The sequence below is a fragment of the Parabacteroides sp. CT06 genome (genome assembly GCF_002257605.1).
Taxonomy (GTDB): Bacteria; Bacteroidota; Bacteroidia; order Bacteroidales; family Tannerellaceae; genus Parabacteroides; species Parabacteroides distasonis.
Window position 1 is genome coordinate 2,549,703 of record NZ_CP022754.1, and the last position, 13,702, is coordinate 2,563,404.

The 13,702-nt window shown below is 45.7% G+C and carries 12 protein-coding genes and 1 pseudogene; 12 read left to right on the forward strand and 1 reads right to left on the reverse strand.

All coding sequences use genetic code 11. From position 1 onward, the window contains the following. Positions 1-44: 44 nt before the first annotated feature. The 11 genes from CI960_RS11135 (at position 45) to CI960_RS11180 (ending at position 10,384) form a co-directional block, all read left to right on the forward strand. A complete protein-coding gene (locus CI960_RS11135) occupies positions 45-1,784 on the forward strand; it encodes a glutamine--tRNA ligase/YqeY domain fusion protein (RefSeq protein ID WP_008778287.1) in 1,740 nt (579 codons plus the stop codon). Positions 1,785-1,794: 10 nt separating this feature from the next. Beyond that, positions 1,795-3,252 carry a tetratricopeptide repeat protein gene (locus tag CI960_RS11140; protein ID WP_005856329.1) on the forward strand — a complete coding sequence of 486 codons (1,458 nt, stop codon included), beginning with the start codon at positions 1,795-1,797 and terminating at the stop codon, positions 3,250-3,252. 17 nt (positions 3,253-3,269) lie between these two features. Then, positions 3,270-4,187, forward strand: a complete 918-nt coding sequence (locus CI960_RS11145; RefSeq protein ID WP_005856327.1) for a DUF368 domain-containing protein — start codon at positions 3,270-3,272, stop codon at positions 4,185-4,187. Positions 4,188-4,397: 210 nt separating this feature from the next. Further along, complete coding sequence (locus CI960_RS11150) at positions 4,398-4,463, forward strand: hypothetical protein (RefSeq protein ID WP_232044565.1); 66 nt, start codon at positions 4,398-4,400, stop codon at positions 4,461-4,463. A 65-nt stretch (positions 4,464-4,528) separates the two neighbouring features. Beyond that, positions 4,529-4,756: a ferredoxin family protein gene (locus CI960_RS11155; protein WP_005856324.1), complete on the forward strand. Its 228-nt coding sequence runs from the start codon at positions 4,529-4,531 to the stop codon at positions 4,754-4,756. 14 nt (positions 4,757-4,770) lie between these two features. After that, positions 4,771-5,850 (forward strand): 3-methyl-2-oxobutanoate dehydrogenase subunit VorB, encoded by a 1,080-nt coding sequence (locus CI960_RS11160; RefSeq protein ID WP_005856322.1) that lies wholly within the window; start codon positions 4,771-4,773, stop codon positions 5,848-5,850. Between the two features lie 5 nt (positions 5,851-5,855). Next, positions 5,856-6,026: a hypothetical protein gene (locus CI960_RS23420; RefSeq protein WP_005856320.1), complete on the forward strand. Its 171-nt coding sequence runs from the start codon at positions 5,856-5,858 to the stop codon at positions 6,024-6,026. Between the two features lie 12 nt (positions 6,027-6,038). Next, positions 6,039-6,803 (forward strand): thiamine pyrophosphate-dependent enzyme, encoded by a 765-nt coding sequence (locus CI960_RS11165; RefSeq protein WP_005856318.1) that lies wholly within the window; start codon positions 6,039-6,041, stop codon positions 6,801-6,803. Between the two features lie 18 nt (positions 6,804-6,821). Next, positions 6,822-7,364, forward strand: coding sequence for a 2-oxoacid:acceptor oxidoreductase family protein (locus CI960_RS11170; RefSeq protein ID WP_005856316.1), 543 nt, complete (start codon positions 6,822-6,824; stop codon positions 7,362-7,364). Positions 7,365-7,468: 104 nt separating this feature from the next. Beyond that, positions 7,469-9,550, forward strand: coding sequence for a putative porin (locus CI960_RS11175; protein ID WP_036628696.1), 2,082 nt, complete (start codon positions 7,469-7,471; stop codon positions 9,548-9,550). 9 nt (positions 9,551-9,559) lie between these two features. Then, positions 9,560-10,384, forward strand: coding sequence for a transporter substrate-binding domain-containing protein (locus tag CI960_RS11180; RefSeq protein WP_005856312.1), 825 nt, complete (start codon positions 9,560-9,562; stop codon positions 10,382-10,384). A 2-nt stretch (positions 10,385-10,386) separates the two neighbouring features. On the opposite strand, the pseudogene CI960_RS23935 reads toward CI960_RS11180, so the two are convergent. Further along, positions 10,387-12,253, reverse strand: a pseudogene (locus CI960_RS23935) (ATP-binding protein). A 136-nt stretch (positions 12,254-12,389) separates the two neighbouring features. Between CI960_RS23935 and CI960_RS11190 the strand changes: the two are divergent. After that, positions 12,390-13,670: a DEAD/DEAH box helicase gene (locus CI960_RS11190; RefSeq protein WP_008778281.1), complete on the forward strand. Its 1,281-nt coding sequence runs from the start codon at positions 12,390-12,392 to the stop codon at positions 13,668-13,670. Positions 13,671-13,702: the final 32 nt, after the last annotated feature.

The following is a 13,702-nucleotide window of genomic DNA, read 5'->3' on the forward strand; positions in this document are numbered from 1 at the left end:
CGCTACCTTTGCCCCATTCGAAGAAAAACTATCAATTTTTAAGTATGAGCGATATCAATACAAACGAAGAAGAAGGCAAGAAGAACCTGAATTTCATTGAGGCAGCCGTAGAGAAAGATTTAGCGGAAGGCAAGAACGGAGGACGTGTACAAACCCGTTTCCCGCCCGAGCCCAACGGATACCTTCACATCGGCCACGCGAAGGCCATTTGCCTAGATTTCGGCATCGCTGAACGCCATGGTGGTATCTGCAACCTCCGTTTCGACGACACGAACCCGACGAAGGAGGATGAGGAATACGTGGAGGCGATCAAGGAGGATATCCAATGGCTGGGATATCAGTGGGGAAATATTTATTACGCGTCCGACTACTTCCAGCAATTGTGGGATTTCGCGATCCGCCTCATCGAGGAAGGTAAAGCATATATTGACGAGCAGACATCCGAACAAATAGCCCAGCAAAAGGGCACGCCTACACAACCGGGCATCGAGAGCCCGTATCGCAACCGTCCGATCGAGGAAAGCTTAGCTCTCTTCAAGAAGATGAACACGGGTGAGATAGCGGAAGGTGCCATGGTACTTCGCGCGAAGATCGACATGGCAAACCCGAACATGCACTTCCGCGATCCGATCATCTATCGGGTGGTTAACCATCCGCACCATCGTACGGGTACGACGTGGAAAGCGTATCCGATGTACGACTTCGCCCACGGACAGAGCGATTTCTTCGAGGGCGTGACGCATTCCTTGTGTACCTTGGAGTTTGTCGTACACCGTCCTCTGTATGATTTGTTTATCGACTGGCTGAAGGAAGGCGAGGACTTGAACGACAACCGCCCCCGACAGACTGAGTTCAACAAATTGAACCTAAGCTACACGCTGATGAGCAAGCGTAACCTGCTTACATTGGTAAAAGAGAACTTGGTAAACGGCTGGGATGACCCCCGTATGCCGACCATCTGCGGTTTCCGCCGCCGGGGTTACTCTCCGGAGTCTATCCGTAAGTTCATCGACAAGATCGGTTATACGACTTACGACGCCCTGAACGAGTTCGCCTTGCTGGAAAGCGCCGTACGCGAGGATCTGAATGCCCGCGCCATCCGTGTATCCGCCGTGATCAATCCGGTGAAACTGATTATCACCAACTATCCGGAAGGACAGGTGGAGGAGCTGGAAGCGATCAACAACCCGGAAGATCCGGAAGCCGGCAGCCATACGATCGAGTTCAGCCGTGAGTTGTGGATGGAGCGTGAGGATTTCATGGAAGACGCTCCCAAGAAATATTTCCGGATGACACCGGGACAGGAAGTTCGTCTGAAGAACGCCTATATCGTAAAATGTACGGGCTGTAAGAAAGACGAGAACGGTGAGATTACCGAGGTATATTGCGAATACGATCCGAATACCCGCAGCGGTATGCCGGACGCTAACCGTAAAGTAAAAGGTACCTTGCACTGGGTAAGCTGCGCCCATTGCCAAAAAGCGGAAGTACGCTTATACGACCGCCTTTGGAAGGTGGAGAACCCCAGAGACGAACTGGCCGCTATCCGTGAGGAGAAGAATTGCTCCCCGCTAGAGGCGATGAAGGAAATCATCAACCCGAACTCCTTGGAGATCCGGAAAAACTGTTACGTAGAGAAGTTCGTGGCTACCTTGCCCAAGCTTTCCTACCTTCAATTCCAGCGTATCGGCTATTTCAACATAGATAGCGAATCCACCCCCGACAACTTGGTATTCAACCGTACCGTAGGGCTAAAGGACACGTGGAGCAAGATTAATAAATAAAGAATAGTAAATGAAAAAAGACGATATCTCACGCTTGTTACAACATTATCTTTCAGCGAAGGAAGAGGGTAAGGAGCCTTATTTCGACGCTGATCAAATCGATGAAATGTTGGACAGCTTTGAAGATTCGAACGATTATACTTACTTTGATGAAGTCTTAGCCCTCGGGCTAAAGCTTCATCCCGGTAATTCCGCCTTGCAAATCAAGAAAGGCAGGCAATTCGCGTATAACGAGGATTATGAGAGCGCTCTCGCTCTGCTCGAGAATATAGCGGAGACTGATAACCAAGATCTGGATATGTTAAAAATGGAATGCTATTGCTCGCTCAACCAATATCCCAAGGTTCTGGAGATCACGGAAGAGTTGATCACTAGGGATTGTGACTATTTGGAGGAAGTCTTCGAGTACATCTCCCCCATCCTGAATGATTTAGACATGAACAAAGAGGCCCGCGATTTCGTGGACCGTGGCTTGGCTTTATTTCCGGATAACTTGATCCTTAAGAATGAGCTTTGCTACATCCTCGAGACGGAAGGAGACGTTCCCCGGGCGATCGAGTTATGTAATGAGCTAATCGATAAGAATCCTTTCTCATACGAGTATTGGTTTACGCTGGGAAGGCTACATTCCATGGTTGGCGATTACGAGAAAGCGATCGAGGCTTTCGACTTCGCCTTGACGTGTGATGATTCCGATACGGAACTGAAAATATTGAAAGCGTACTGCCTGTATATGAACGAGAGCTATGAGAAGGCGATCGAGGAATATCAAGAAATCGAGGGTGATGAGGAGGTGATGCGCCGTATCTCTCCACTCATGGCGGAATGTTATATGAAGCTGGAGCAATATGAGAAGGCTTACCAACTGTTTTCCACGATCATAAACGATCCGGATATGGAGGATGGGCCGACCAATTATATCAATTATATCCGTTGTTGTACCGAGACCGGACGTGACAACGAGGCTTCCAACAAGTTATTCAAGGCGGCGCAATTGTATCCGAACAATGTCCGTCTCCTTTCTCTTTTAGCGCTTTGCTTGCTTGATAGCGGGAAAAAGGAGGAGGCTATCGAAATTACGAATAAGATATTCAAGATCATCGATAGCAATAGTATCGATCCGGAAACTCAAGAGGAATGCAACAGCTTGATTCATGCCGGGGAATATTTGCTTTCTAAGGGAGAGGTAGACAAGGCGATCTCTTATTACAAGAAAGTCCTTCAAATCAACCCGAAGACCCCGCTGATTCATATCCATTTGGCTATGGCTTATCTGCATAACAAGGATCTGGAGAATTTCACAGATCATGTCAGCCAAATATCCGAAGATGATCTTTTCCGCTTGTTTCGCAAATTTGGATCGGACATGTTCGCTGACTTTACCATCGATCCCGATAAAGAGAAGAAACATATCCAACCCGAGGATCTGGTAAAAGAGTTTTTAAAGAATAAAGATAACAGTAATTAGACAATTAATAATGTAATATGCCTAACAAACGAAATCTCAAGGACTACGGTTTTTTAGTATTAAAAGGTATGGGTATGGGAGCGGCGGATGTCGTTCCCGGTGTGTCGGGAGGAACGATCGCCTTTATCGTAGGTATCTACGAGGAACTGATCGACTCTATCAAAAGTATTAACGGGACGACATTGAAACAATTATTCACGGGGAAAATAGCGGCCTTCTGGAAAGGGATCAACGCTAATTTCTTGCTTTCTATCGTGGCCGGTATCGGTATCAGCATATTCTCGCTGGCGAAGATCATTACGTATCTCTTGGTGTATCACCCGATCTTGGTATGGTCTTTTTTCTTTGGCTTGGTGCTGGCCTCTACTTGGTTCGTCTCTAAGGATATCAAGCAATGGAACTGGAAGACGATCTTGAGTTTCGTTGTCGGGGCGATGATCGCTTTTTATATCACCGTGGCGACTCCCGCCGAGACTCCGAGTAATTTACTCTTTATCTTCCTCTGTGGGGCGATCGCTATTTGCGCCATGATCTTGCCGGGTATCTCGGGTAGCTTTATCTTAGTGTTGCTCGGAAAATACTTCTATATCATGGAGGCGGTCAAGACGTTTAACGTTCCCGTTATGTTGGTGTTTATAGGGGGTGCGGCTATTGGTATCACGACGTTCTCCCGCGTGTTGTCATTCGCCCTTCGTAAATTCCATGATATAACGATCGCCGTATTGGCCGGATTCATGTTGGGTTCGCTTAACAAGGTATGGCCTTGGAAAGAAACGATCGAGACCTATGTGGATAGCCATGGCATGACCAAGCCGTTGGTTGAGGCGAATATCGCTCCGAATCAGTTTGTTTGGGAGGCCGTCGGATTGATGATCTTAGGTTTCGGGATCGTATATTTCCTAGAAAAGCTCTCACAAAAAAGCGCTAAGGCGTAACCCAATATTACAATGGGCATTATAAGGAGATTACAATGCCCATTATAAGATGGTAAGAATGGGCATTGTAAAGAGCTTACGATGCCCATTCTTATTTGCCTACATTTTATCATCGCACATCGTACTTTTCCAATAAGCGAAATCCTCTCTATACCAATAAAGTGATAAAGAAGTATCAAAAGTAACTATAACCGTACCCTAGTCGCCGAGGTGTTAAATATCAGTAGAAAGACGCTATTCAACAAAATGAAACGTTATAATCTTGGCAACGAGTAATTTTTTACTAACTTTGATGCCTCAATAGAAATGTGTTACATTTAGATTTTAAATAAACAAGTATTATGGCGAAAATAAAAGGAGCTGTTGTTGTAAACACAGAGCGCTGCAAGGGATGTAACCTTTGTGTAGTAGCCTGCCCGTCGGATGTACTGGAGTTGCACCCACGAGAAGTAAACAACAAGGGGTATCACTATGTGTACATGAAGAACCCGGACGCATGTATCGGTTGCGCTAGTTGCGGGTTAGTTTGTCCGGACGGTTGTCTAACGATCTACAAAGTAAAAATATAAAGTTATATCAAGATATGGCAGAAGATATAAAATTAATGAAGGGTAACGAGGCCATCGCCCATGCGGCTATCCGCTATGGCGTGGACGGTTACTTCGGCTATCCGATCACTCCGCAGTCGGAGATATTGGAAACCCTTATGGCAGAGATGCCGTGGGAAAAGACCGGCATGGTAGTCTTACAAGCGGAGAGCGAGGTAGCCGCTATTAATATGGTATACGGCGGAGCTGGCACTGGAAAGAAAGTGATGACCTCTTCTTCCAGTCCGGGCGTGAGCTTGAAACAAGAAGGTATTTCTTATATCGCGGGAGCGGAGCTTCCTTGTCTGATCGTGAACGTTATGCGTGGCGGTCCCGGATTAGGAACGATCCAGCCGAGTCAGGCTGATTATTTCCAGACCGTGAAAGGCGGTGGTCATGGCGATTATCGCTTGATAACCTTGGCTCCATCTTCCGTACAGGAGATGGCTGATTTCGTCGGTCTTGGTTTTGATCTGGCTTTCAAATACAATAACCCCGCTATTATCTTGGCGGACGGTATCATCGGACAGATGATGGAGAAGGTGGTATTGCCTCCCTATCAACCCCGCCGTACCGAGGAAGAGATTATCGCTCAATGTCCTTGGGCCGTACAAGGAAAGAAGGGCGGACGCAAAGGTAACGTCATCACTTCCTTGGAGCTAGACCCGGCGAAGATGGAAGAGAACAATATTCGTTTCCAAGCGAAATATCGCAAGATCGAGGAAAACGAGGTTCGTTACGAGGAGTTCCAATGTGAGGACGCTGATTATCTATTGATCGCGTTCGGTTCTTCCGCCCGTATTTGCCAGAAGGTAGTCGAGATCGCCCGTGCGGAAGGTATCAAGCTTGGCTTGTTACGCCCGATCACGTTATGGCCGTTCCCGACAAAAGTGATCGCCGCTTATGCGGATAAGGTAAAAGGTATGTTATCGGTTGAGTTGAACGCCGGACAGATGGTAGAGGACGTTCGCCTAGCCGTAAATGGTAAGGTGAAGGTAGAGCACTTTGGCCGATTGGGTGGAATCGTATTCACCCCGGATGAGGTATTGAACGCGCTGAAGGAAAAATTATTCTGATCCGTATGACACGAGGAAGTAAAGCTGACGAGATATTGACGCTGGTTTTTATGCTACTGGCCATAGCTGCCGTGGTATGTTACTTCGCTGTTAGCGATAAGGCCGTATTCTTGTATTGTGGCGGGGCGGCGATCGTATTGCGGCTGGTGCAATATGTCTTAAGATATATACATTAATAATTAAAGATTATGGAACTCAACGATATAATTAAACCGGAAAATCTGGTGTATGAAAAGCCCAGATTGATGAATGAAAATCCCATGCACTACTGCCCCGGTTGCAGCCACGGTGTGATACATAAGTTAATCGCCGAGGTTATAGCCGATATGGGTCTGGAAGATAAGACAATCGGTATCTCCCCCGTGGGATGTGCCGTATTCGCATATAACTACTTGGATATCGATTGGATCGAGGCAGCCCACGGACGTGCGCCAGCCATAGCTTCTGCTGTTAAACGCTTGAATCCGGAGAAGATGGTATTCACGTATCAAGGAGATGGTGACTTGGCGGCTATCGGTACGGCCGAGACGATTCATGCAGCCAACCGTGGCGAGAATATCGTGATCGTATTCGTAAATAACGCGATCTATGGTATGACCGGCGGACAGATGGCTCCGACTACACTGGAAGGTATGCCCACGGCTACCTGTCCTTACGGACGCAACATCGCCTTGAACGGTTACCCGCTGAAGATCGGTGATTTATTAGCCCAATTGGAAGGAACTTGCTTGGTAACACGCCAAAGCGTACAGACGGCCGCAGCCGTACGGAAAGCGAAGAAGATGCTTCGTAAGGCTTTCGAGAACGCTATGGCCGGTAAGGGTACTTCTGTGGTAGAGTTCGTCTCCACTTGCTCATCCGGCTGGAAGATGACTCCGGAAAAAGCCAATAAATGGATGGAAGCGAACATGTTCCCTTTCTACCCGCTGGGCGACTTAAAGAATGTTGAATAAGTAATACGGTAAACGACAATGAAACAAGAAATAATTATAGCAGGCTTCGGTGGACAAGGTGTATTGTCTATGGGTAAGATCTTGGCCTATTCCGGTTTGATGGAAGGCAAGGAGGTTAGCTGGATGCCTTCATACGGACCTGAGCAACGTGGCGGTACGGCCAACGTAACCGTTATCTTGAGCGACGAGCGTATCAGCTCACCCGTATTGAATGAATATGATATCGCTATTATCTTGAACCAACCTTCCATGGATAAGTTCGAGAGCAAGGTGAAACCGGGCGGTATCTTGATTTACGATGGTTATGGCATCCATACGCCAGCGAAACGTACGGATATTAACGTATATCGGGTAGATGCCATGGACGCCGCTACCGAGATGAAGAACGAGAAGGCATTCAATATGTTGATCTTAGGCGGGTTGCTTAATATCGTCCCGATGGTTCAATTGGAGAACGTCATGCTAGGATTGAAGAAATCCTTGCCCGAGCGTCACCATCATTTGTTGCCGATGAACGAGGCTGCCATTAAGAAAGGAATGGAGATTATACAGAAAATATAAGAAGCTCATTCATTGATGTGCCGATATGCCAATTAAGTTTTCTGATTGGCATATTGGCATATTTTATAATTGGCACATTATTTTTTGTTATATATTTGCAACCCATGAAGTATTATCTATACATATTACTTTTTCTGATAGGAACGGCGGCTTCCGCGCATGCGCAAGGACGTTCCGGGAGCCGGGGAGGACGAGGTGGATTCTCGTTATCTAATTTATCATCCTCAAACAAGGAAATACCGGATAGCTTGCTGCAAACAGATAGCGCGGCGCTGAAATCAAAACGAATCATCGGTTATCGGCTCACGCCTCTTTTGGGAGAACGTTATATCGCTCCTATGGATACCAATCGATTAAATTTCGGGAATAGTACGTTGGTGGAAGCGAACTCATTGGCCGTAGGTTATCTGGCGAATGTGGGATCGCCGGCGCAAACCCGTATTTTTAACGAACGTAAGGAGGAACGTGATTTCATCTTCGCCGATGCCTATGATTATTATATCACAACCCCAACAAACGCTTATTTCTACGATACCAAAGTACCCTATACCCAAGTGACTTATACGACAGGAGGAGCCAGCCAGAATAAGATGGACCGACTGAAAGGGGTATTGACCATGAACTTTGGCAAAAAGATCAATGTCGGTGGCGAGATGGATTATATCTATAGCCGCGGATATTATAACTCCAACGGTAATAAATTATTAAGTTATCGTTTTTTCGGAAGTTATATCACCGACCGTTACGAGTTAAACGCTTATTTAAGTAATTTCAATTTCGTAAACTACGAGAACGGTGGACTTACAAATGACCAGTATATCACGAATCCCGATGACTTGGCCGAGAATCAAAGAAATATCGATAGTAAATCATACCCTGTCCGTTACACGGACACATGGAACCGTGTCCGTGGAAAACAATATTTCCTGACACAGAGATACAATCTCGGTTTTACTAAGGAATTGGAAGAAACCGATGAGGAAGGGAACGTAAAAGAGGTATTCATTCCGGTTTCCAGTATCATCCATACCATCGATTACGAAGATAACCGCAGACGCTTTATCTCTAATGATGCCGGGATCGATACCTGCTACACTCATCTTTATGGTATGGACGCATCTTTGAATGACCAGACTTCCTCTTGGAATTTAAAGAATACCTTTGCGTTGGCCTTGCGGGAAGGTTTCCAAGATTGGGCTAAGTTCGGGCTGACCGCCTTCGTTACTTTCGAGAAACGCCGGTTTAGATTGGCATCCCAAGTTCCCGGACTGGACTACGGTCCGGATGGTCATGGAAGCTCTGAGCCAAGCACATTAAATTTCCCTACTTCCGAAGTATATGATGAGTTTACTACCTACATCGGCGGCGAATTATCCAAACGCCGTGGTAGCCTTCTTACCTACAATGTCCGTGGAGAATTAGGACTTGCGGGAAGTGACGCCGGAGAGGTCCGAGTGAGCGGAGACCTGCAAACAAAATTCAAACTTTTTAAGAAAGACGCTACGATCAAGGCGGAAGGATACATCAAGAACATCACCCCGGCGTTCTACCAACGTCACCATCATGGGCGTTACTATTGGTGGGATCTATCATTGAAAAATGTGCAAAGGATTTACGCCGGAGCGAAAATCAACTTGGAATCCACCCGTACCCAGTTATCCGGAGGAGTGGAAAGTATCCAGAATTATGTATTCTTCAACGGCAAAGGTTTGCCGGAGCAAAGCAGTAAGAACATCCAAGTTGTCTCAGCCCGTATCAAGCAAGATATCATGTATCGTGCGTTCGGATGGGAGAATGAGGTGGCCTATCAGCTTTCTAGCGAGAAGTCTCAACTTCCGTTGCCGGATATCAGCGCATACTCGAATATATATCTAGCGTTTAAGTTGGCGAAAGTATTAACCGTACAGATTGGCGCGAACGTATACTACAACACCGCTTATTACGCTCCTTATTACGAGCCGGCTACCCAGCAGTTCCAAGTACAGGAAGAAGACAAGAAAGTGAAGGTCGGTAATTATCCGTTGATCAACGCTTATGCGAATTTCCATTTGAAGCAAGCTCGCTTCTTCATCATGGCATACAATCTAGGCTCTAAGTTCGTTGACCCGAATTACTTCTCTCTTGCGCATTATCCGTTGGACCCGATGGTCTTGAAAATGGGTATCTCCGTGACTTTCAATAATTAATCGATTGCCATGAGATCTAAGAAGTTGCTTATCCTATACGCTTTTCTACTGATTGTCGCTGTAGTGACAATGGTACAGCTTTGGAGACTTAACCAACGTCCCCAAGAGATCGGACCTCGTGATTATCCGGAAATCAAGGAAGAAGGAATTCTTCGGATGATAACCGAGTACAATCAATCCGGATATTTCGTATCCGGCGATACGGTGCAAGGTTTTCAATACGAGCTTAGCCAAGCGATCGCTAAATTATCCGGATTGGAGGTTCAGACGCATTTGGAAATGAGTTTAGCGAAAAGCTTCGAGGAATTATCGGACAACAAATGCGACGTAATCGCAAGAAACATACCCATCACCTCCGAGATGCGGGAAAACTACCTGTTCACCGAACCGATCGTTCTCAACAAGCAAGTCTTGGTACAACGTACGGCAGAGGCGAACAACGGACAAGCCCCTATCCGTAACCAATTGGATTTAGCCCAAAAGACTTTATACATACCGAAAGATTCCCCGGCCTTATTGCGTCTGCAAAATCTGGGACACGAGATAGGCGATACGATCTACGTGGTGGAAGATGAGTTATATTCTACCGAGCAGCTTATGATCATGGTAGCCAAAGGCGATATCGATTATGCCGTATGCGACCAACAAATCGCCCGCATGACCCAGAAAAAACTGCCGGAAGTCGATATCCTAACGGATGTCAGTTTTACCCAATTGCAATCGTGGGCGGTCCGTAAAGACTCTCCTGTCCTACTGGATAGCCTAAATAGTTGGCTCCAGCAAATCAAAGACAGTGGATTATACGACCAGATTTATAAGCGCTATTACAAATAGGGCTATTCATGAGACGGCAAAATAAAGGAGAACTCCGAACCCACCCCTAATTCAGACGTAACATGTATCGAACCTCCCATCTTCACAACCAATCCTTTGCAGATAGCCAGTCCTAATCCGATTCCTTCCATATAGTCGTTTATTTTCACGAAACGGTCGAAGACATCTTTCAATTTTTCCTTATCGATGCCGATTCCCGTATCCCTTACGTAAAAACGTAATTGATCATCCGGTTGAATGGCATATCCCATCGTGATGCTACCTTCTTTCGTGTTCTTGATAGCGTTGTTCACCAAATTATTAATCAACTGCAACAGACGCATGCTATCCGTACCGAACATATGGTGGTCAGCCTCTTTCTCCAAAACCAACTTGACTCCTCCCGGAACCCGTAACTTGGCGGAAGCATAAATCGTATCCATCAATTCACTGACATCTAATTGCTCATATGTGATCTTTATCGCATCCGCCTCGATCTTCGAGATATCCAAGATGTCATTGATCAATTGCATCAACAATTGGTTATTCATCTTGATCACATCGTAGTACGACATACGTTCCTCATCCGTATCAGCAAAAGCCATCAATTCAGAGAAACCGGTAATCGCATTCAAAGGAGTCCGGATCTCATGGCTCATATCCGCCAGATATTTCGATTTCATCTTATCAGCGGCCAGCCTTCACCTTCGCCTCCTCAAGGCTTAATTCTTGATTCTTCCGTTCCTGAATATTCGTTGAACATCCAAGGATAACCGAAGGTCTTCCTTTATCGTCCCGTTCATACACGGTAGCGAATACCTCTCTCCAAACATATTCCTTCTTGCCGGGAAATAGCATACGTGCCTCGATCCTTGCCTCAGAGATTTCCCCTCGGCAAAGACGGGTAAACATATTATGATAATGTTCTTGATCATCCGGATGCGCCCGGCTGATAAACTGCCCCCATGACACCTCTATCATATCTTCCGACATGGTATTCCAATCGTTCAAGGTCACAACGGAATCCTTGAAATTATGGGTACTGTCCGGATCGATGAAGATCGAGCATGTACGTATATCACTTATCCGCAATGCCATTTTCGTCAAGATCCGGGTTCTTCGCAAAGTATTCTCCGTAGCCAACTCGGAAGTTATATCTCTCCATAAAGCCAAGACAAGCGGCTTGCCATTATTTAGGGAAATAGGATATTTAGCGACCTCTATATCCCGGTAATCGCCGGAGGCCGATTTTACCTTGCCCTTAAATCTAGCGGTCAGTCCTGTCTTGATCACATTCATATCGGTTTCCAGACGCTCCTCGGCGGTCATCAAGGCATTATAATTCACCTCGAAATCATCATGTCCCTCGATCTCCCGGGTTTCAATACCCGTTATTTCCTCCATAAAATGATTCCAATACAGGTAATTAAAATGGTTATCCCCATCTTTCACGAAAACACCCAACGGTAACCGATCTAATATCGTATTGATCAGTTCTTGTAGATTTTTTTCTGTTTTCAGAGAAGATACATTGCGTGTATAAACGATCACAAGCTCCTCATTAAAAAGGCTTGCTTGCGATAGATAATAATAGTTCTTTCCCTCAAAAGAGACCTCAAAAGAGAAATCCACTTTCACTTGCTCCTCGAAAACACGTTTAACCGCAGCTCTATAGATCTCATATTGATCGTAGTTCTTCCCGTCCGGGAACAACGCTTGAGGTTGCTTTCCGATACAGTTATTCGCTAAATAATGATAATAATCGTCTTTTGCAGAAATAACCTTGACAAGAGTAAGATTTCGATCTACTAATACGATCGTATCGGGACTCTTCTCCATGATCATCTCTAATCCAGACTGAACGTTACTTCCGCTTTCTAGACTATTCATATTAATTCTTTCGTTTTTGGGGTATAACTCGGGGATAAAGGTATTTATTTTTCTATTTATCACCAAAGAGAAACCTACCTATTGCATAATATTTCTAAATAATCTTTATCTTTACCGGGAATTTGAATGTAAAAAGATGAGATTTGATGAATTAGATTTGGAAGATGCCGTATTAGACGGGCTTTATGACATGAATTTTGACGAAACGACTCCAGTCCAAGAGTTAACGATTCCTGTCATTTTAGAAGGTAAAGACATCATCGCTTGCGCACAGACCGGAACCGGTAAAACGGCGGCGTATGTTTTGCCAGTTATTAATGAACTAAGCAAAGGTTGTCATCCGACAGATGCGGTGAATGCGGTCATTATGGCACCGACCCGGGAATTGGCTCAACAAATAGACCAACAAATTCAAGGATTCACTTATTTTATACCTTCCGTATCTGCAGTAGCCGTGTATGGAGGTACCGACGGAATCGCTTGGGAACAACAAAAGAGAGGTTTAGAGATGGGTGCGGATATCGTGATCGCTACCCCGGGACGTTTATTGTCCCATATTAAGTTAGGTACTGTCGATTTGTCTAAAGTGTCGTTCTTCGTCTTAGACGAGGCGGATCGCATGCTGGATATGGGTTTTTATGACGACATCATGCAGGTTCATAAACAGCTGCCCCCCTACTGCCAGACGATCATGTTCTCGGCTACCATGCCGCCTAAGATACGAACGTTGGCTAAAACCATCCTAAAAGATCCGGAAGAAGTCAAGATCGCTATCTCACGCCCGCCCGAATCTATCATGCAAACCGCATATATCTGCTACGATCCACAAAAGCTCAAGATTCTACAAGATCTCTTCACTCAAAGCCGCCCTCAACGAGTAATTATCTTCTCCTCTTCTAAAATGAAGGTGAAAGAATTAGCGTCTACCTTAAAAAGATTAAAGTTCAATGTAGCCGCCATGCACTCGGATCTAGAGCAATCCCAAAGGGAGGAGGTCATGAAAGAATTCAAGAGCGGACATATCGATATCCTTGTGGCTACGGATGTCGTAGCACGTGGAATTGATATCAATGACATCAAGTTGGTCGTGAACTTCGATATCCCGCATGATCCGGAGGATTACGTACACCGAATCGGACGTACGGCACGGGGTACGAACGGCGAAGGATTGGCGATTACTTTCGTATCGATCGACGAACAAGCACAATTCAAGCGCATAGAGGATTTCTTGGAAAAAGAGGTTTATAAGATACCGGTCAGCCCGGAATTCGGTGAAGTGCCCTTGTATGAGCCGGAAAAATACGGTATGAATAAAAGAGGCAGAGGACGGCCTCGTAAAAGTGAGGATAAAGGATCATCCTCGAGCCCACAAAAACGAAATATGGGACATCGTGGAAGGCCTAAAAAGGCGCAATAAAAGCACTATACTTTTTATTTGAAAAACACTAT